This is a genomic window from Methylicorpusculum sp. (assembly GCF_030651835.1).
Taxonomy (GTDB): domain Bacteria; phylum Pseudomonadota; class Gammaproteobacteria; order Methylococcales; family Methylomonadaceae; genus Methylicorpusculum.
The window spans coordinates 1-20108 of record NZ_JAUSBX010000012.1 but is presented as its reverse complement, the minus strand read 5'-3'; the positions used below and the strand labels follow the sequence as shown (position 1 = coordinate 20108).

General features: G+C 45.7%; 17 protein-coding genes and 1 tRNA gene. 4 read left to right on the top strand and 14 right to left on the bottom strand.

Translation table 11 applies throughout. From position 1 onward, the window contains the following. Positions 1-237: 237 nt before the first annotated feature. The 13 genes from Q7V32_RS01825 to Q7V32_RS01765 all read right to left on the bottom strand — a co-directional run bounded on the left by Q7V32_RS01825 (position 238) and on the right by Q7V32_RS01765 (position 11905). Positions 238-1068 (bottom strand): hypothetical protein, encoded by an 831-nt coding sequence (locus tag Q7V32_RS01825; RefSeq protein WP_304895283.1) that lies wholly within the window; start codon positions 1066-1068, stop codon positions 238-240. Positions 1069-1080: 12 nt separating this feature from the next. Continuing rightward, entirely contained in the window at positions 1081-1890 is an 810-nt protein-coding gene (locus tag Q7V32_RS01820) for a helix-turn-helix transcriptional regulator (RefSeq protein WP_304895282.1), read from the bottom strand. Beyond that, a complete protein-coding gene (locus Q7V32_RS01815) occupies positions 1887-2669 on the bottom strand; it encodes a TIGR04255 family protein (protein ID WP_304895281.1) in 783 nt (260 codons plus the stop codon). The genes Q7V32_RS01820 and Q7V32_RS01815 overlap by 4 nt, the downstream gene beginning before the upstream one ends. A 493-nt stretch (positions 2670-3162) precedes the next feature. Continuing rightward, a tRNA-Arg gene (locus Q7V32_RS01810) sits at positions 3163-3239 on the bottom strand. 393 nt (positions 3240-3632) lie between these two features. Continuing rightward, positions 3633-4493: an ExeA family protein gene (locus Q7V32_RS01805; protein ID WP_304895280.1), complete on the bottom strand. Its 861-nt coding sequence runs from the start codon at positions 4491-4493 to the stop codon at positions 3633-3635. 381 nt (positions 4494-4874) lie between these two features. Further along, entirely contained in the window at positions 4875-5954 is a 1080-nt protein-coding gene (locus tag Q7V32_RS01800; protein ID WP_304895295.1) for a beta-propeller fold lactonase family protein, read from the bottom strand. Between the two features lie 350 nt (positions 5955-6304). Next, positions 6305-7579, bottom strand: a complete 1275-nt coding sequence (waaA, locus tag Q7V32_RS01795) for a lipid IV(A) 3-deoxy-D-manno-octulosonic acid transferase (protein ID WP_304895279.1) — start codon at positions 7577-7579, stop codon at positions 6305-6307. Between the two features lie 211 nt (positions 7580-7790). Further along, positions 7791-8237, bottom strand: a complete 447-nt coding sequence (gene rplI / locus Q7V32_RS01790; RefSeq protein WP_304895278.1) for a 50S ribosomal protein L9 — start codon at positions 8235-8237, stop codon at positions 7791-7793. Positions 8238-8280: 43 nt separating this feature from the next. After that, positions 8281-9192, bottom strand: a complete 912-nt coding sequence (locus Q7V32_RS01785; protein ID WP_304895277.1) for a DUF2232 domain-containing protein — start codon at positions 9190-9192, stop codon at positions 8281-8283. A gap of 21 nt (positions 9193-9213) precedes the next feature. Continuing rightward, positions 9214-9441, bottom strand: a complete 228-nt coding sequence (gene rpsR / locus Q7V32_RS01780) for a 30S ribosomal protein S18 (RefSeq protein WP_159658733.1) — start codon at positions 9439-9441, stop codon at positions 9214-9216. 32 nt (positions 9442-9473) lie between these two features. Continuing rightward, positions 9474-9917 (bottom strand): 30S ribosomal protein S6, encoded by a 444-nt coding sequence (gene rpsF, locus Q7V32_RS01775; protein ID WP_159658734.1) that lies wholly within the window; start codon positions 9915-9917, stop codon positions 9474-9476. 297 nt (positions 9918-10214) lie between these two features. Continuing rightward, entirely contained in the window at positions 10215-10979 is a 765-nt protein-coding gene (locus Q7V32_RS01770) for an ABC transporter permease (RefSeq protein WP_304895276.1), read from the bottom strand. Further along, positions 10979-11905, bottom strand: coding sequence for an ABC transporter ATP-binding protein (locus Q7V32_RS01765; protein WP_304895275.1), 927 nt, complete (start codon positions 11903-11905; stop codon positions 10979-10981). Before Q7V32_RS01765 ends, Q7V32_RS01770 begins: the two co-directional genes overlap by 1 nt. 164 nt (positions 11906-12069) lie before the next feature. Here Q7V32_RS01765 and ppx point away from each other — a divergent pair, with 164 nt between their 5' ends. Together ppx and Q7V32_RS01755 are read left to right on the top strand one after the other, a co-directional pair. After that, on the top strand, positions 12070-13569 hold the full coding sequence (ppx, locus tag Q7V32_RS01760; RefSeq protein ID WP_304895274.1) for an exopolyphosphatase: 1500 nt from the start codon (positions 12070-12072) through the stop codon (positions 13567-13569). A gap of 5 nt (positions 13570-13574) precedes the next feature. After that, entirely contained in the window at positions 13575-14879 is a 1305-nt protein-coding gene (locus tag Q7V32_RS01755; protein ID WP_304895273.1) for a hypothetical protein, read from the top strand. A 375-nt stretch (positions 14880-15254) separates the two neighbouring features. Here Q7V32_RS01755 and Q7V32_RS01750 read toward each other — a convergent pair whose 3' ends face one another. Continuing rightward, the gene (locus tag Q7V32_RS01750; protein WP_304895272.1) at positions 15255-16259 is read right to left on the bottom strand and encodes a cytochrome-c peroxidase; all 1005 of its coding nucleotides are present in this window, start codon (positions 16257-16259) and stop codon (positions 15255-15257) included. Between the two features lie 360 nt (positions 16260-16619). On the opposite strand from Q7V32_RS01750, the gene lpxH reads away from it, so the two are divergent. Together lpxH and Q7V32_RS01740 are read left to right on the top strand one after the other, a co-directional pair. Then, positions 16620-17345: a UDP-2,3-diacylglucosamine diphosphatase gene (gene lpxH, locus Q7V32_RS01745; protein ID WP_304895294.1), complete on the top strand. Its 726-nt coding sequence runs from the start codon at positions 16620-16622 to the stop codon at positions 17343-17345. Between the two features lie 484 nt (positions 17346-17829). Next, a complete protein-coding gene (locus Q7V32_RS01740; protein ID WP_304895271.1) occupies positions 17830-19683 on the top strand; it encodes a methanol/ethanol family PQQ-dependent dehydrogenase in 1854 nt (617 codons plus the stop codon). Positions 19684-20108: the final 425 nt, after the last annotated feature.

Here is a 20108-nt window from a genome sequence, read left to right as displayed (position 1 = left end):
TACCACCGGCAATTAGATAATTTTCTAGATACCCGACGTGACAATTCGGCCATGACCCGATGTTCGGCCTGATTACCGCTCAGACGTTCAAATGACAGCAACGCATTGGTTGCTGACAATCGCAAAAACAGAGCTCTTCGTTGCGTTAGGCCCTTGAGGTCGACATTAATTCTAGTTGTTATCGGATCCTTAACACAGTAAAGCAATTACTGCTTGGTGACTTGTTGTCAATTTGGGTTAATCACGATGACTCAGATTCGCGAAGTTCCATTGATCACTCTGCTGGGTTTCTTGCCAGCTAAACTCATTTCCAGGTACGACTCCACTCAAATCTTGATTTACTTCTATCCCTTTGCAAGCATCCAGTTCAGAGACAAACTTTGCAAATGCTTCGTTTATAGCTTTTCGGTCTTCAAGATCACCATTCCAGGTATCCTCATCGACAACAAAGTAAACGGCTAAATGATACGCTTCACCATCTTTGAGCTCTTGATTCTTTTCTGCGATAGCAACTCTTACCTCGGAGCTATCGTTAGCAAATAGATCGAGATCCAGCGCGTCTTTTAGAGCGTCCGTTGCATTTCGAATACGATCACAAAAGTTGTTTGGCCAAGATGGGCGTCCTGCGCGGAGTGCATACCATGCCAATATCCTTGAAGATGAAATATTGTCTAAACAGCGTTCTTGATCAGGTGCATTAGTCGAGAGCAAGTTCCGAGGAATAAGGTAACGATCTGCTACCGCATGCGCGGTTAGGACTAAATCAGCATAGGTTTCCCGATTCGGGCGAAAGTCGAGATGACGGGTTGATTCCAGATTGCGTCGGCCTTTGCGTGGTTTGCCTGCAATTGGCTTGCAAAGCAGTACTTCGACCAACGGTTCTGCATCCAGTTTTGAAACAACGATATCGCAAGTCTGCGAAACGACAATAAGCCAATCATCTGCTGCAACTAATACCGGCCGCTGATCGTGCCGTGTTAAGTAGGGTTGGAGCAGAGGAAGCATTTCGGCTGCTATCACAGACCCCGTACGCCACCCATGCTGAGCAACATCATCACCGAATGCCAAGGAAAAGCTCCTTTAGTCGTCCAAAGGAAGAGATGATGTTCGTCGGGTAAACCCGGCTTCACGAAGCCGCTGGCTACGTGTTTTGGGTTTTGTCTGAAGCTTGGTTACCAGTTCATCAAAGCTATCTACAATCAAGGTTTCGTCGATAATATCCGCAGACATCATAGCAAGGACGGTTTTCCCGTCTGTCACAGCTTCACGACTTACTGAACTGAGTGGTACTTTAGATCGTGACATCCATTCCTTAGCAATACGTTCTAATATCGATAGACGCACGCGGCTCGCCTCTTGAATTTGTATTGGATTGGCGGCATCAAGCCACTTATAAAGCTGTTGGCGAGAAATACCAAGGACAGATGCCAAATCCTGAGTCGTCAATCCGAAGGCCGCTTGGAGCGTGGCGAGGCGATTAACTCGCAGGCGAGCGACGGCTGTCGAAGGGTGCTGTTCCTTCAACGCACCTTTTTGCAGAGCCTCTTTGGCTTGTTCTGACCAGCGAATCCAAGCGTTCTCCCTAGGAATATCGTCCGGAGCAGTGAACAACTCAGGCGAATTCGTTGGTGAAGAAACGCAGAGAACATATGCCACAGTGCCAGCAGTTAGAGCCTTGCCAAGTCCTTTTCCAAAGCTGTCAAGACCTAAAACGCTCGAAGCTAAAGCTTGAGTTTGGTCGTCAGGGTAGACTACTTGCAACCTTCCAAGTTGGGATCCCGCTAAAGTTTCTACCGGTTTTTGAGCGGCAGAAATGATATCGCCAGGGCGCTGCTGCATCAGTGTCGCTTGGCGAGCTGTGTATTGGCGCGTTACTATTATGTTGTTCATATCCATTCTCTTTTCGCGATATCTGAAAGCGAGGCTTTGAAAGTTCTCGACGTCAATTTTTGCATTTCCGTATAGATCCCCAAAAGTTCTCCTGCATCAAATACCTGCCCAATTTCTTTGTGGCAGTCAGTATCGACGAACCCTATCGCCAGTCCGTTCTGAATGTGTTTTTCAGCTTCTTGCATCACTACCGGCTTGCTTAGTGGTAGTGCATTGAAATCCGGCGGCAACAAGAGACCCTGTGGTGCTGGCGCAGCGGCGCGAAGATTTACTAAGCTTCCGTCGAACTGAAATGCTGCAGCCCACATGGAGCCTGTAGATTGGGCTCCTTCCGGTTCAATACCTTTGAGCCCATCCGCTAAATAGTCAGCAGGCGAACGGTCATCGGATGGAACAATCAAGTCAATATATCTCAAACCTGCTCGCTCGACGAATGCTCCAAGACTGGCATTTTGAATAGCATCTAACACTTCAGCCCAGAGACCCAAGAAATCGTTCGATTGAACATAGCTTGTTGCGTGCAAAGAGATTGCGCGTGTGCTCAATTGAACACCAAGTTTTTGATCCGCCGACAACAGCTGCCATAAGGGTTGTGGAGTGGGTTTGGCCCCATCGATAATTAACTCTTTAGCTTCAACCGTACGAGGAAATGAGCTTCTGAGGCTATCCTGAAGTCCAGGAACCTTACTGATCATAGAGTAGTAGGGGGAGATGATTAGTTCCGCGACCACATAGACGAGAGGCGGATTACGCCACGTCCCAAGCGCAGTGGAATTCATAACTTATCTCCTTATCATCACGGTAATGTAAACATGCATTCTACAAAGTATACAGGAAATAGTTTACAAAAAAGTTGACACTTCTGCGCAAATAAATTTTTCAATGTTTTTTTTGACCGCTCCACCCATAAAGCTGTCATTAAGCCTATGAAAGATCAACGGCACAAGTGGGTCGGTTTCTGCCGGACAAATAATATCTAATTATTATTAAACATCGACTTCTTTCTGGTCATTTTTGGACAAAATATAAACTGAATTAAATTCGAAAATACTACCAAGGATATTAACGGATATTGCCGCAGATATATCCAAGATATTGTTCTCTATTCATTCCAAAAAATACAATGCGAAACTGAGTTATTTTATTTTGAAATAATTAAACCCCAAAACGAGGGCAGGGGTCGAAATTGATAAATGCTCTCAATCTATTTTATGGGGCATGGCACATACAGGGCACAGAGGCGAAATGGCCGTTTTAGGGTAGAGGTCAAAATGGTGCGCCCGAGAGGATTCGAACCTCTGGCCTCGGCCTCCGGAGGGCCGCGCTCTATCCAGCTGAGCTACGGGCGCTTAGTTGATTTAAATGTATCGATCGATCAACGAAACATCGTTTGAACTCGTTAATCGACTGGCAATTTAAGACCGGTGATTATAAATGAATTTAAATCATTTTGTCTCATTATTAGAAATTTAATCGTAAATAGGCCGCTTTCGGATCAATGTTTTCAACTAAAAAAAGCATAATTTCATGATAACTTCTCTCCTCATGGTATTGAGGAAGCAGAAGCTTGATTGAAAAGGATGCTGCAGAGAGCTGCATTAACGAATTCATGCGTCTTATTACATCAAGCACACCCAATAAAATATCAGGAACAAGAAGATACAGTCGAAGAAACATATTCGTTTTTTTAAGGAGTTAGGCAAGGTATTTTCAAAAAAATCCGCAATCTAAAAGCTGATTTGTCAGCGCAATAAAAGCGGAACAGATTTTGTAGCTAAGGATTTGGGATTAGTGGACCGCAAACCCAGCATATCCGTGATATCGAGTTGCGGCTGTGATGTTCGATGGGTGGTCGATTTCCGTCCGCCGGCGGTTCGTCTTTCATTGACGACGTCCATGACGGTTTCGTATTTGACTCCGGATTCGTTGGCGAAGGCAAATACCATCGCCAAATCGCAGATATTGTTGATAACTCTAGGTACACCCCCGCTGTTTTCAAACACGGCAAAAACGGCTTTCCGGCTGAAAATTGCCGGTCTTCCACTTCCACCCGCCAAACGAAGTCTGTGGTTAATATATGCCTCTGTTTCCCGATAATTCAATGGCTTAATATGCGATTCTATGGCGATTCGCTGCGCGAATTGAATCAATTTCGGATCGTTGATTTTATCCAACAGCTCGGTCTGGCCTGCCAAAATAATCTGGAGCATGACGCCACGGCCGTCATTGATATTAGACAGCAACCGAAGCGATTCCAATGCCGATATATCCATATTTTGCGCCTCGTCGATAACCAATAAGACTCGTCGATTGACAACCTGCCGCTTTTCCATAAAGCGTTTAAAAACTCGGTATCGTTCGGCTTCATCATTTGCACAGTGGTCCACCTTAAAGGCCATTAAAACCCAAGTCAACATGTCTCCGAATGACCGATGCGTATTGGTAATCAACCCGATATCAACATTGTTCTTGATATCGTTGGACAACTTTTGCAGTAACGTGGTTTTTCCGCAACCGATATCGCCGGTCAATAATGCAAATCCCGCCTGTTGAAAAACGCCGTACCTAAGTAAATTCAAAGCCTTTTTGTGATGATCACTCAAATACAAGCACTCCGGCTCCGGAACCATTAAGAAAGGAGCTTTTTTTAGACCGAAAAACCGTTGATACATATTAAATTCCAGGTTTAGGTTTTAATTTCTTGCTGATAGAAATTCTATGTTAACGATTCAAAGCCGAGAGCAAGCGCTTTAACCAAAGAATCATTGAATTGAATTAAGCGAGAAGACTGATTTGGATGGCGCAGAAGATCATCAATTTTTTATCTAACATAAACCTGTCAAATAGGCTTATTAAGATTTTTGTGTGTGACTTTTGCCGTATACCCAATCATCCACATGCAATCAAAGTAATACCTCCCCTCTGCTACCCTAACAGGCTTGAAAAAACCGCCGTTATTTTAAAAATAGCGGCGGTTTATCCCATTATCGGGCGATCAGTCCAGTTGCACTGCCGGGAATGGTTGCCATTCCGCGAGGCGCAATCGATCCTGAACGATTGACCCAAAAGCTACGCACTCTTCCGTCACCGTTATTGAGGGTAAACAAAAAATGGTTGTTTTGCAGTAAGACCGCATCCCGCACACCCGCGCCGGTAGGAATCGGCGTATCGACGGATGAATTGAAAAAATAATCCATCGTACCGTTAAAATTGACCCGATATAAAGAGACGGAGCCGTCTGCGGTGTTGGTCGTATAACCCACGGTTTGGTCGCTAGAAAGTACCGTCCAGCAAGCGGCATTGCCTTGTTCGATCCGGTCTACTGCATTGGAAACTGCGCCCGTTACGCGATCGATCCGGTAGGAAACGGTTTCGCCGAGACCACCACCATTTGCTTCGGTGATAAAGACAAAATCGCGATCACCGAATGTAAACCCGAATGGAGTCGGAACTGCAGAAGGTCTTTTCAAAGGTTGCAAAGCCGGCGTATCGTCTTGTTGCACCAGATAGGTCGTCAACGTATTGGTCGCTTTTTCGGTTATCAATAAAACCGTTCCCGATTTGTTAAAACCGATTTGTGCCGGTGCGGTAGGCTGTGTGTTATCGATAATACGAGTGGAGTTGGGGATAGGCACTAAGACTCCGCCACCTGTAAAACGGAAACCACTGATATTGTCATAACGAATCTCTTCCGGGTCCGAGGGATTATGACTGCCTTCATTCAAAACATAGACTAGCGTCCCGAAGACTGTCACGCTGATCGGCTGATAACCACCGGAATTAACGACATTGACCAGTTGAAGACCAGTAGGTTGCAGTCGAAAGCTTGTCAAACTACTGCTGCCGGCATTAGTCACAAACATCCAGCGGTCACTGGCATCCAAAGCAATGGCACTTTGATTGCCCAACGGGGCCCCTGTCCCCTGGCCTTGGGTATCGAAACGGCCCAGTTCGATAATTCTGCCTCGGCTGTCCACATCGAATGCGATGACTTGATTGCTGCTAGCTTCTCGGGGAGTCGCTATTTTTGCGAAAGCTTGTTTTGAGCATCCCAGCCCAATCAAGCAGCAAAAAAATACGCGACCACTGATGCCTCCGGCGGCCCCGATTCGTCCGCGTCGCCTCGTTTCGACCCAACAAGGGGTCGAAACATTGGCTCTCGCATGACTTAACGCCGTTTCGCAATGCCTTGCAGGTTTTCTCCGCAAGCTACGAAAACCCGCCCGGCGCTACGGCTATCGGGGACTAAAAATCTTCACTTCGCTGGCGCTCCGTTTCCAAGATTTTCAACGCTGGGAGCTTCAACCATTATCGATGTGCTTGATTCGCACCGGCGGACTGGCCATCGACAAGATTGAAGAAATAAATGTCTGGTTTACTCGTTACAGTCCGGATTAAGACACTGTATAAAGTGTCAATCCGATTGACGGGCCATCGAGCTGCTCAAGTGCTGAACGATTTTGTCTAGCGCGCCTTGATTCCGGCCAATAAAGCTTAAACCTTCATCAATCAGTTGATGTCTCAGCGACTCATCGTTTTTAAGTTGTATAAAGTTATCAACGATGGCCTGAGCATCTTGACATTGTATAGCGGCTCCCGCTTCCAGCACTTTTTGCTCAATTTCCTTGAAATTAGCCATAAAAGGACCAAACATGACCGGCACGCCCAAAGCAGCCGGTTCCAAAATATTATGACCACCCACAGGCGCCATGCTGCCGCCTACAAAAGCCAGGTCTGAAGCCGCATAGAATTGTTTCAATTCACCCATCCGGTCAACCAGATAAACGTCAGTGACACTTGTACAGACAGAACCGGATGTTCTTGTCACACATTTTAAATCACGCAGTTCAATCAACTTTTGAACTTCGCTGAAGCGCTCCGGATGCCTTGGCACCAATACCATCAACAATTCGGGATAATCGGGCTTCAGCTGCTGGTATAAGCCCAGAAACAAGTCTTCTTCCGGCTTGTGAGTACTGGCTATTATCCAGACAAACCGGGGCCCCAATACCGTTGACCTGATCTCCCGTCCCTCCTCCCGCAAACTCGGCGCTATTTCCATCTCAAACTTGAGATTACCGGTAACTTCAAGCTGACTTTCCTGAGCACCAATAGACATAAACCGGTCAGCATCTTGCCGGGACTGAGTCAGAATCTTGGTAATTGTTCGTAAAGTGGGGTCGATAATCCAGGGAATTTTTTGATAGCGGGAAGCTGATTTTTCAGAAAGTCGGGCATTGACCACATAAATAGGCACATCGGCTCTGGCGCAGGCGGTGAACAGATTCGGCCACAACTCCGTTTCCATAATCACGGCCAGACGCGGCTTAAAATGAGCAAAGAATCGCTGAATAGCCCACGGGATATCATAAGGCAGATAAACATGTTCGACAGTATCGCCCGACACGGCAACCACCCGGGCCGATCCGGTAGGTGTCGTTGTTGTGATTAACAGCGGTTGAGATGGGTATTGCTGCTGAATGCGTTTTACCAGCGGAAACAAGGCTTCGGCCTCTCCTACCGATACCGCATGAAACCAGACAACGGAATCAGAGACTTTATTGTTGTACCAGCCCAGCCGCTCGCCTAAACGCCTGCGATATTCCGGGGCTTTGATACTTCGCCAAAGCAGACGCAAAATTACAAGAGGTAGAAACAGATAAAAGGCCGCAGTATAAATTGTTCGCATCAACGCACTTCCAAAATAGTCAGCGTAAGCTTAACCTTTCTCAAGAGCTGATACCAAATGATGATTTAGCAAGCAGGGCTGCGATTAATAAGATGCTGATAATCAGCGTGGGGATAGTGTTGAACCGGCTTGTTAGAAGATAACCCAACTGCTCTGACGAACTTGTTGGGTTACTCTTAACCTGCCAAAAAAGAGAGTGCTCTGGTAAAAATTACTCAGCGATTACATTAACTGATACGGTTGCAACCACATCAGAATGTAAGTCGATATCAATTTTGTATTGGCCCAGATGACGGATAACGCCTTGTGGCAAACGCACTTCATGCTTTTCAACTTTTGCCCCGGCACTGGTCATTGCTTCAGCAATGTTCTGGGTTCCGATAGAACCGAACAATTTACCTTCATCTCCGGCTTTGTGGGCAATGGAGACTTCCAGACTGTTAAGCTGTTCTGCTCTTGCTTGAGCCGCTTTAATCCGTTCAGCCGCTGCTTTTTCTAAATCGGCGCGACGTGCTTCAAACTCAGCGATTTTTTTCGCTGTAGCTGGCACGGCTTTACCGGTTGGCACAAGATAATTACGTCCGTAACCGGATTTAATGGTTACTTTATCGCCCAGATTACCCAGGTTGGCCACTTTCTCAAGAAGAATGACTTCCATCTTTAAATACCTCTGAATTCGGATAGACCGAAAATATAACGCCCTATTTGGGCTCGATTACTAAAAATTTATTACGTAAATTCAACCATGTATCCAGCAAACCTAACACAGCTACCGGCAACATGACATGGGGGATAAGCAGTAAAGTGACATACATCATGGGCACTAAAAAGTGGCTTATTTTTGTTCTTGCCAGCAGGTTATGCAGTACCGCTGAGCCAATAAAGGTGTAGAGAACAAAAAACAAAATAGACACATTCCAGGCGGCTTCGGATAAAACGCCGCTGGTCCACCATGCAGCCAACACGACTAAAACTGAACCAATGGCCAATCGCGGGTGTGTGCTTAACGCCAAAAATTCCTGCCGGAATCCCCCCGGATTGTAGAGAGTGGCTTGCCACCAACGACCCAGGAACAAGCCAAACAGCATGCCATAAACCGCACCCGCAGCAATGATGCCGGTCATAAACCGGGCAAATGTCTTCAACGATTGCTGAACGCTCTCCATTGGAACATCAGGATTCGCATCCATCATTGGCTTCGCAATCTGAACCAAAACCGATTCCCAAAGCCTGGCCGGATCTTCCTGAACACCATAAAATAACAATACGGCGGCGGCACCCAAAAGCACCGCGATTTCTACCGCCAAAGACAGATGCCGGCCTTCTCGAAGAACGATTGAGATAAGCCAGATGGGTATCCACAAAACCAGTCCGTACAACAATGCAAACTGGTAACCGCCCAGGACAAGGAAGCCCAGCAAAGCTGCAGCAACACTGGAACTTATCAGTACATACAAACCCTCGTATGCGCCTCGCCTCAAGGTGACTAGCGCTACAGTGGCTGAACTTACAATACTGACCGGAGGCAGGATCAAAGAAATCAGAGCAAGCGTTGATGCAACCATCATGGCCGACATTCGGCCCCGCATGATGAATTCCGCTAAAAATTTCACCTCTTCCCCCGGGAAATTTAGTTATTTATGTGCGTCGCAAAAAGGCAACAAAGCGGCAAAGCGAGCGCGTTTTATGGCGGTCGACAATTGTCTTTGTTGTTTTGCGCTGATACCGGTGATACGGCTAGGTACAATTTTTCCGGTTTCAGTAATGTATTCTCTCAGTGTATCCAAATCTTTGTAGTCGATTTGATTCGAGCCATCGACATTGAAATGGCTGCTTTTTTTACGTCTCATGTTACGTGCCATGATAATCCTCTGGTTTATTGACTGGTAATCGATTATTCGGGAGTTTCTTCGCTGAATTCTTCTGGCTCGTCAACAACGACGTCAAGATCAACCTCTTCGTCTTCATCAATATCGTCAGCTATTTTGGCCTTAGGTGCAGGCGCTTTGTTTTCGTCGTTGCCCGATGTCGCGATAATTGAAGGCTCCGTGACAGGACCCTTTTGCAACAAAGTCATACTCCGCAAAATGGCGTCATTAAAACGGAATGCACTTTCCAATTCTATTAACGTTTCACGGTCACACTCTACGTTCATCAGAACGTAATGCGCTTTATGGACTTTGCTGATGGGATACGCCAAATGTCTGCGCCCCCAGTCTTCCAGTCTATGGATTGCTCCGGATGCGCCTTCAATAGTCGCTTTATAGCGATCTACCATTGCAGATACCTGAGAACTTTGATCAGGGTGTATTAATAAGACAATTTCATAATGTCGCATGATTGCTCCTTACGGGTTATTAGCTTTCCATCTTTGTCTTTGAAGACGGTAAAGCAAGGATCAGGGTATGGAACCCCAAAAAACTCTGCATTATAGGTTTATACCGTGTTTTTGCAAAACTATTTATTCAAATCGGATTAAATAACCTAGCACTTCCCAGTTTGATGTTAAAAAAAAGGGGGCTTAAGCTTAGCGAGAATGCCGACGCTTCCATAAACGGGACTACGGCGTTCATCGAAAGGCTTTTCCCTGCCCACAATGACGCTGAAAATATTAAACTGGGAACTGCTGCCTTAATTAGGTCTTTATGCCAATTCCTTTTTTCAACAAATACAAGCTAAATAATGACAATACGACTATAAAACAGCCGGTAATGAGGAATGCGAGCTTGATATCGACATCGGTAACGCCGATCAATCCGTAACGAAATGCGTTGATCATATACAGAATGGGATTAACCAATGAAATCTTTTGCCAAATCTCAGGCAGCATCGCTACCGAGTAAAAAACTCCTCCCAGATAACTTAACGGGGTCAAAACAAAACTGGGAATGATGGCGATATCATCAAAGCTGTCAGCAAAAACAGCATTGATAAAACCGGCCAACGAAAACAAGGTCGCCGTTAAAATAAAAACTACCGCGGAAATTCCAAAATGCGCGATAGATATATCCGCAAACATCAAAGAGATAATGGTAACCACCCCGCCAACCATGATGCCGCGCACCACACCACCCGAGACATAACCGGCCAGAATCACCCAATTGGGCACCGGAGAAACCAGCAATTCCTCGATATTCCGTTGAAACTTTGTCGAATAAAACGAGGACACGACATTGGCATAGGCATGACTGATCACCGACATCAAAATAACGCCGGGCACGATGTAATCGATATAACTCACCCCTCCAATGGGGCCGATACGATCACCGATCAACTTGCCGAAAATTAAAAAATAAAGTGATGTCGTAATCGCCGGAGGCAAAATTGTCTGCGGCCAGATACGGGTAAATCTGCGCACTTCTTTGGTAACGATAGTCCAAAATGCGATTGAATTGTTCATCAGCTCTGCTCCGCTGCAGATGAGCCGATCAGGTCCATAAACATTTGCTCCAGGCGGTTGGATTTATTCTTGAGACTGATCACCTTTATATTATGTGCAGTTAACATCTCAAACAGCTTGTTAAGCCCCTGCTCCTTGGGTACGCCCACACTTAACGAGCGATCGGAAATCTTGTCAATCTGATACCCCGTGCAATGTGGCGCAGACTTTATAGGTTCAGCCAAATCCAGAACAAAATGATCAATATTCAGGCGATTCAACAATGAAGCCATATCCGAATGCTCGACAATCTGGCCGTTGTTAATGATGGCGATATTCCGGCAAAGACTCTCGGCTTCTTCAAGATAGTGCGTAGTCAAGATGATCGTGGTGCCTTGCTTGTTGACCTCTTCCATCAATTCCCACATGGAACGGCGAATCTCGATATCGACCCCTGCGGTCGGTTCATCAAGAATGAGTAGTTTGGGTGAATGGACCATCGCTCTTGCGATCATCACTCGCCGCTTCATTCCGCCCGACAACCGACGGGAAACCGTGTCACGCTGAGTCCACAAGTCCATCTGCCTCAGGCAGCGTTCGGTCCTTTGTTTTGCCTCTTTCTGACCTATCCCGTAATATCCCGCCTGTATTTGCACGATATGTTTAACGGTTTCGAATTGATTGAAATTGATTTCCTGAGGCACCAGCCCAATGCACGTTTTTGCTCGCTCACGGTCTTTCTGCAAATCGTGCCCGAAAATAGTCACTGATCCACTAGTAGCATTGACCAGAGAGCTGATTATACCTATCGTAGTTGATTTTCCGGCGCCATTGGGACCGAGCAAAGCAAAAAAATCACCCGAGTCAACATCAAGATCAATACCTTTTAAGGCCTCAAATCCATTGTTATATTTTTTGGTTAATTTTCGTATTGATAATGCTTTCATTCAGGAACATTCACTTAACGGATATCTTTAAATGAGTTAAATTAGAGACTCACCCTCAACTATACTGTCTACCCGTTAATCCAGGGACGGCAAAATAAGGCCTCAAAAACCTTGTGATATTATCAGATATTGTTTCGCTCCGTAGGCAAAAAATGGAAACCAACGTGACTAAAGAAGTCCCAGAAGTTGTTGCCGCTGTTGATCTTGGCTCCAACAGCTTTCACATGATCGTATGTCGACTAAAGGACGGAAAACTACATACCCTAGACCGTCTCAAAGAAATGGTCAGACTGGCCTCAGGCCTGGACAAAAAGAATCATCTTGATTTGGTAACGCAGCGAAGAGCACTGAATTGCCTGGAACGCTTTGGTCAACGTATTCAGAATTTCCCACCGGGCAGCGTCAGTATCGTGGGAACTAACACCTTGCGCACGGCGACTAACGCTCAGCAATTTATCGCAAAAGCCGAGCGGGCATTGGGCCATCCTATTCACATCATTTCCGGGATTGAAGAAGCCCGACTGATTTATCAAGGCGTTGCCCACAGCTTGAGCAGCAGTGCCAACAAACGCTTTGTCATGGACATTGGCGGGGGCAGCACTGAGTACATCATCGGCACAAATGACACCCCGTTGACCAAAGAAAGTCTCAACATGGGCTGCGTTTCGGTCAGCAATCTTTTTTTTAAGGACGGAAAACTTTCTGCAAAAGCATTCAAGCAAGCCACGCTGTTTGCCGAACAAAAACTCGAACCGCATAAAAAGAAATTCAGCCATAGCAATTGGGACGAAGCCATAGGCGCATCGGGCAGCTTAAGATCCATACAGAGCGTACTGGAATCAACAGGATGGAGCCATAATGCAATAACGCGAGATGGCCTGGAAAAACTGGTCAACCATCTCACTCTTTGCTCTCATATCAACACACTTAATCTGCCCGATCTGGATTCAGAGCGGCTTCCGATTTTCCCGGGAGGCCTTGCGATTATTTATGCAACCTTTAAAACGCTGGGCATTGAACAAATGACCGTCTCCGATGGCGCTCTGCGAGAAGGCTTGGTCCACGATCTTTTAGGTCGCATCTATAACCAGGACATACGATCTGAAACGGTTCAACTATTAAGCGAGCGCTTCCATACCGACAAAGCCCATTCCACCAGAATCAGGCAAACATTGCATTTTATGCTCCAGCAACTGGACTCGTTCAGCCCCAAGGATCAAATTGAAAACACGTTGAATTACCTGAACTGGGCAGCCGACCTCTACGAAATTGGCCATGACATCGCACATAGCCAGTATCACAAACATGGCGCTTATATTGTCGAAAATGCGGACTTAGCCGGCTTTTCGAGGCATGATCAATACATTCTATCGCTATTGATCAAGTTTCACCGGCGAAAAATTTCTCTAAAAAACTTCAACAAATTACAAGACCCGTGGAAAGCCAACGCCCCTCGAATGACGATTTTACTGCGCCTGGCCGTTTTGCTTCACAGAAGCAGAGACGACAAACCGTTACCGGAATTTAAAATCAGCTTCACCAAAAACAAAATCAGACTTCAATTTCAGGAAAATTGCTTAAATCAATCGCCTTTGACTTTTGCGGACCTTCAAAAAGAGGCTGAACATCTTAAAGAGGCCGGATTTAAACTGGAATTTGAATAGGTCAAATGTTGCTATTTGTTCGTTTTATCTTTGCACTGCTTGTTGGACCACCGGTTCTACTGGCCCTGGCCTTATTTTTTGCAGTTGAGCAACAGCCAGCTATCAAAACTGACTGGGAGCCAACCGCCGAGGATATCGAACGGGCAAAAACTATTTTTGAGGGCAATCCGATCCGGGATAATTTAAAAACGATGGATTTGAATGCCCGAGACATCAACATTGCGCTGAACTATTTGCTCAACAACTATCTGCCCAGCTCATCCAATGTCACGCTGGATAATAATTCCATACACTTTTCGATCGCGCTTAAGTTGCCTAAAAATTCATTCGGCCGTTATCTGAACCTGCAATTCAGTCTGGCCAAACAGAACGGTAGCTCACATATCAATGACATCAGGATTGGCAATTTGCAGCTAGACGATCATGTCGCCGAATTTTTACTTGAAAAAACAATAAAATACGCAAACCTGAAACAACATTACATCTTTTTGACCGAACAGATTATTGACCTGGACATAAGCGCCGAAAAACTAACGCTGACATATCTAACCGACCCGATGTTTGCCAAAAACACGGCAGATTTACTCAACCAGGCTCAAGATCGGCAAGCCATGATTTTTTATCAGCAAAAACTGACGGACATCATCAATCAGCATGACCCGGAATGGCGTCTTTCGATAGCGGAATTGATTCAGCCTCTTTTTGCGATTGCCCATAGACGTTCCTCACTAAAAACAGCGATCAAAGAAAATCGTATCGTTATTTTTACGATCAACAGTTACGTCAACAAAGATGAGGTCCTGCCTTATCTACCAGACAATGTAACGGCAAAGCCCCGCCACTCTTTTCCCGTTTTCCTCTATAAACGAATTGATATGGCCAAACACTTTATCGCCTCAGCCATGCTCACTTCAACGGGGGGCGGGCACTTAGCCAATATGATAGGCTTGGAAAAAGAACTGAGCGATTCAGTCAGCGGTAGTGGCTTCAGTTTTATTGATATTGCCGGAGACAGGGCGGGAATGCGGTTTGGCAAAATGGCAACCGCCTCTCCCGAAAGCGCCCGCAAACTTCAGTTAAAAATGGCCGCAATTAAGGACTACACGGCTTTTATGCCTGATGTGCTGGATTTGCCGGAAGGACTCGATAATAAACAGTTTAAAAGGCGTTTCGCTAATGTTTACAGTAGCGAGTACCAAAATATGCTGAAGGAAATAGACCGACGCATCGAACAACTGCCGCTCTATCAGGACGATTTAAAAGCGCCGCCTGCTGTCGACCTGAAACCAACAGCAGGCGGGCTTTCTTAAATCGCATCTGCTCACTCCCCCCATTTTATTGGGTGTAGATGCTTGATTTCAATCACCTACACCCTCAATTCCAAGCGGTCGAGTTGTGTTATACCTTTCGCACTTCAAATTTCGGCAGTGCCTAAGGAGGCATCGGGGTGTTCGGCAAAGGCTTTGCCAGCATGGATGCTGGCATAGAGCCTACATAGGATGTATTTACGGCGTCCTTTGACGGGCACCCCGGTGCCGAATATGGGTATACCTTAAATCAAGGTAGTGAGTTTTTGTAATTATTCAGTGCAAGCCCGGCCAAGCAATAGTCGTAACCCAAAAGATGAACTGCATCACCCTCATTTTATTACTGCACCGAATAGTTACGTATTTTTTATAAAACGTTTAATTAAAAGAACGACCGGACGTTCCTGGCAAAGCCGGCATGGCTTGCTTAGGAAATTCACCGGTCAATGCATTCAGAAACGCTACGATATCGGTAATATCGTCCTTAGCCAGATCCTGACCCAGTTGCAGCTTGCCCATCAATTTAACAGCATCCTCCAATGTCGCAACTGAACCGTTGTGCATGTAAGGCGCGGTCAAAGCAATATTGCGTAAAGTAGGTACTTTCCACAGGTGTTCATCTTCAGCTTTTTTGGTCACTTCAGCTAAGCCTTTGTCTTTTTTGAAGTGATATTTAGCCTCAAAGTAGCCGCTGCTGTTAACTGGAAACTTTTGGAATGTTCCGGCACCGTTAAATGCAGGACCACTGTGACAACCCGTGCAACCTAACTCAACCGCTTTTTTCATACCGCGCACTTGTTGCTCGGTCAAAGCGCCTTTATCGCCATCCACATATTTATCGAAAGGACTGTTGGGTGTGATTAATGTTCGCTCATAAGCGGCAATCGCCTTGGTTGCATTGTCTTTTGAAATAGAATCCTTGCCGAAAGCTTTTTCGAATGCGTCCTGATAACCTTCGATTGTTTTCAAACGAACAACCACATCATCCCAGCTTTTCATGCCCATTTCGATGGGATTAGTCACCGGACCGGCGGCCTGTTCTTCAAGGCTTGCCGCCCTGCCGTCCCAGAACTGCACTTGATTGAACGCAGAATTCCATACTGTTGGCGCACTGCGTCCGCCGGTTTGGCCGTTTACACCCATTGAGTTAGGGCGATTATCTTCTCCGCCTAACATGGTGTTATGGCAAGACGCACAAGAAACCGTGCCTGTCGAAGACAAACGCGGATCATGATAAAGCATTTGACCTAACACCACTTTTTCTTGAGTCGTGGGATTATCCGCCGGTGCAGGCGCTGTTTTGGGTAAGGATCCTGCCGCATGAACCGCAGAAACAGATCCAGCCAACGCTAATGCGGTGACCAGAATTCGCATTTTTAACATACCATCCTCCAATTTTATTATTGTCACTTTCAAATCAACTTATTATGACTGATTGTGCCGTATAGCCCGCTCAGCAAATTGATAGTTCTAGGAGTTTACCATAATTGTCTTTCTAGTCAGACGCCAGCGATTTTAGAACATAAAAAGCCTAAAAATCGAGATACCCATGATCGGACTTGCTCATCGCCCGCTTATTGAGCCAATCCAAAACCTTTATTACCTGTAAAATCTTGCCTCATCAATTCCTTGCCCGTTATTATGGCTGGCAATTAATCTGGAATGCCTCTCTTTTTTATCCTTTCGATGATGAAGTTAAATCTTGCCATCCCATCAGCCAGAATACAAACGGGCCAAAGTATCTTGAAACAGGACATTATTTTTATTTCAGACCTCCATATCGCACTGGAAAAACCCGCTATAACCAGACGCTTTCTTGATTTTCTTGAAAAAAGAGCGACTGACTGCCAATCAATTTATATTTTGGGGGATCTTTTTGACGTATGGATAGGCGATGATGACCGCTCCCCACCTATAAATGCCATCAAAAGTAAACTACGCGAGTTAACCGACTCTGGCGTCACCATTCATTTACAGCAAGGCAATCGTGATTTTCTGTTGGGCAACAGCTTTTGCAACGAAACCGGCGTGAGTTTGTTGCCTGATTACACCGTCATCGACCTGCAAGGCACGCCCACCTTGCTGATGCATGGCGACCTACTCTGCTCGGACGATGAAGCGTACCAGCAATTTCGCATTAAATCCCATTCCAGCGAATGGCAACAAAACGTGTTATCCAAACCGCTGTTGATCCGGCTTTTAGCCGCGCGCTGGTATCGCATCAGAAGCCACTTTCACAAACGCAAAAAATCTCAAGAAATCATGGATGTCAATCAGACGACAGTCGTCGATACCATGCGTCAACACAAGGTTTTCCGGCTGATTCATGGGCATACTCACCGACCCGCCGTTCATTATCTTGAGATTGACGGGCAATCGGCACAACGGTTTGTATTGGCAGACTGGAAAAAGGATTATGCGGATATTTTGGTCTGGCGCAAGGGTGAGTTCGCTATCGAACGGCTTTAGGAGGTAATCAGCTTGCAATTGACGACTAACCAATGCCGGGGATTTTAGGCGTTCTCCATCCTGCAAACTTGGACACTAGAAAGGCTGCCAGGCACCCCTGAGATGCCCGGTAAAATCGGGATGAGGCAACCCTGCCTCATCGGCTAATCTTGCCGGAATGACGAACGAAATTGTTAATGCAAGAATGGTGAGCAGATATTCAGGAAGTTGCATATAATGGTTTGGTTGATAGAATAGCGATTATAAATGCGGACAGCGTTTATTTTTCTAACTTTCAGCGTGTATTTAAAACCTTATTCGTCAGCCGTTTTAAGTTGACTTTTAAGGTAAAATCATTAAATTTACGCATCTGGAGTGACGCTTAAAGGAATTCCTCCTTTTTTTGAGGAAATAATAATGTCGCCCACAACTGCTTTAAAACTAATATTAGTCTTAAAATCACAACCCGTATTTTGTTGTACGACAGAATACCAGGAGGAAATATATGAAGAAGCCTGTTAAAAGCTGGCTAATTGCCTCAACAGTTGCTGCCCTGCTTGCTGGACCAGCCATTGCCAATGCAAACAGCGAAGTTGAAAAACTGACCAAGAACCCAGCAAACTGGGCTACTTGGGGTGGGAACTATCAAGGAACTCGTTACAGCGAACTTAAAGAAATCAACACCTCAAACGTAAAGACTCTGCAGCCAGCATGGACTTTTTCAACGGGTGTTCTACGTGGCCACGAAGGCGGCCCTTTAGTAGTCAATGATACTTTATACATACACACTCCTTTTCCTAATACTGTTTACGCGATTGACCAAAAGACTCAATCTGTAATCTGGGAATACACTCCACAGCAAGACGCTGACGTAACTATTCCTGTTATGTGCTGCGATACTGTAAACCGCGGCTTGGCTTACGGCGGCGGCAAAATATTCCTGCAACAATCCGATACTGTGTTAACAGCATTAGATGCCAAAACCGGCAAGCGTATCTGGAGTGTCCAAAACGGCGACCCTAAATTGGGTATGACTAACACTCAAGCGCCTATCGTAGTTAAAGATAAAGTGATAACCGGTATTTCCGGCGGTGAATTTGGTGTTCGTGGCTTCTTGGCCGCTTACAATGTCAACACCGGCGAACTGGAATGGAAAGGTTACAGCATGGGTCCTGATTCAGATACTCTGATCAACCCGACTAAAACGACCACATGGAAAGACGGTAAAGTTGAAGCAGTTGGCAAAGACTCAAGTACCAGTACTTGGGAAGGTGACCAATGGAAAATCGGCGGCGGAACAACTTGGGGCTGGTACAGCTATGACCCTGATTTGAACCTTGTCTATTACGGATCAGGTAATCCTTCTACGTGGAACCCAGTACAACGCCCTGGTGACAATAAGTGGTCCATGTCTTTATGGGCTCGCGACGCTGATACCGGAGAAGTCAAATGGGTTTACCAAATGACTCCGCATGATGAGTGGGATTTTGACGGTATTAACGAAGTACCTTTGGTTGATCAAGAAATTGGCGGCAAACTGCGTAAAACCCTTGTCCACTTTGACCGTAATGGCTTTGGCTATACTCTGGATCGCGTAACTGGTGAACTGTTAGTTGCTGAAAAATTCGACAAAGCCGTAAACTGGGCAACTCACGTTGATATGAAAACAGGGCGTCCACAAGTCGTCTCTAAATACAGCACCGAACAAAACGGTGAAGATACAAATACTGAAGGCGTCTGCCCTGCTGCATTGGGAAGCAAAAACCAACAGCCAGTTTCGTATTCTCCTCAAACCGGTTATTTCTATATTTCCGGCAACCATGTTTGTATGGACTACGAACCGTTCGAAGTTGAATACACTGCAGGCCAACCTTATGTTGGCGCCACATTGTCCATGTTCCCTGCGGGTGTTGATGCGATTACTGGTAAAGCAGATAAATCAACCAACCTTGGACAGTTCACTGCATGGGACGCGACTACCGGTAAAATTGTTTGGTCTAATAAAGAGCAATTCTCCGTATGGTCAGGCTCAGTTGCAACTGCCGGCGGCGTAGTATTCTACGGTACTTTGGAAGGCTATCTGAAAGCGGTAGATGCTAAAACAGGAAAGGAATTGTATAAATTCAAAACTCCTTCCGGCATTATCGGTAACGTTAATACTTGGGAATACAACGGCAAACAATACGTTGGCGTATTATCAGGTGTTGGTGGCTGGGCAGGTATTGGTATCGCTGCAGGCCTGGATTCAGGCGAAGAATCTTCAAACTCTGAAGGTTTAGGTGCAGTAGGTGCTTACAGAAGCTTGAGCTCTTTCACCAAGTTAGGTGGTACGCTCACAGTTTTTGCTTTACCTAACTAAATCTATTAGGTAGATATCTGTGAGAAAACCCCGGCCGATTTATCACGGCCGGGGTTTTTTTTTATCCAGAAAAACAGTTGACGAACATACCGACCTTCAATTTAATTATTTTAAAAACAGCTCATTAGCGCCCATCTTTCGAGTCAAATTCACTACCGCGTTGACTTAAAAGCAGTGCGTACAAAATTATGAAATGTTCAGCTGTATTTCTAGATAAAGATGAACTAACCCTTCATGACATATTCAAACAGATCACGATATAGCCTACTGATCATTAAATTTTCGTAACTACTCGCCCGCTTTGAATTAAGGGTGTAGGTGCTTGATTTCAAAGGACGCGTAAATGCGTCCCTGTAGCTCTCTGCAACATCCCTGTTGCAGAAGCCTTTTCAATCAACCACCTACACCCACTATAATTGGAGGGG

Coding starts and splice junctions, on each gene's coding strand:
- Q7V32_RS01820 (WP_304895282.1), bottom strand. CDS start 1,890: ATGAACAACATAATAGTAACGCGCCAATACACAGCTCGCCAAGCGACA.
- Q7V32_RS01815 (WP_304895281.1), bottom strand. CDS start 2,669: ATGAATTCCACTGCGCTTGGGACGTGGCGTAATCCGCCTCTCGTCTAT.
- Q7V32_RS01770 (WP_304895276.1), bottom strand. CDS start 10,979: ATGAACAATTCAATCGCATTTTGGACTATCGTTACCAAAGAAGTGCGC.
- Q7V32_RS01740 (WP_304895271.1), top strand. CDS start 17,830: ATGAAGAAGCCTGTTAAAAGCTGGCTAATTGCCTCAACAGTTGCTGCC.
- Q7V32_RS01755 (WP_304895273.1), top strand. CDS start 13,575: ATGTTGCTATTTGTTCGTTTTATCTTTGCACTGCTTGTTGGACCACCG.
- waaA (WP_304895279.1), bottom strand. CDS start 7,579: ATGCGAACAATTTATACTGCGGCCTTTTATCTGTTTCTACCTCTTGTA.
- rpsR (WP_159658733.1), bottom strand. CDS start 9,441: ATGGCACGTAACATGAGACGTAAAAAAAGCAGCCATTTCAATGTCGAT.
- Q7V32_RS01765 (WP_304895275.1), bottom strand. CDS start 11,905: ATGAAAGCATTATCAATACGAAAATTAACCAAAAAATATAACAATGGA.
- rplI (WP_304895278.1), bottom strand. CDS start 8,237: ATGGAAGTCATTCTTCTTGAGAAAGTGGCCAACCTGGGTAATCTGGGC.
- rpsF (WP_159658734.1), bottom strand. CDS start 9,917: ATGCGACATTATGAAATTGTCTTATTAATACACCCTGATCAAAGTTCT.
- Q7V32_RS01750 (WP_304895272.1), bottom strand. CDS start 16,259: ATGTTAAAAATGCGAATTCTGGTCACCGCATTAGCGTTGGCTGGATCT.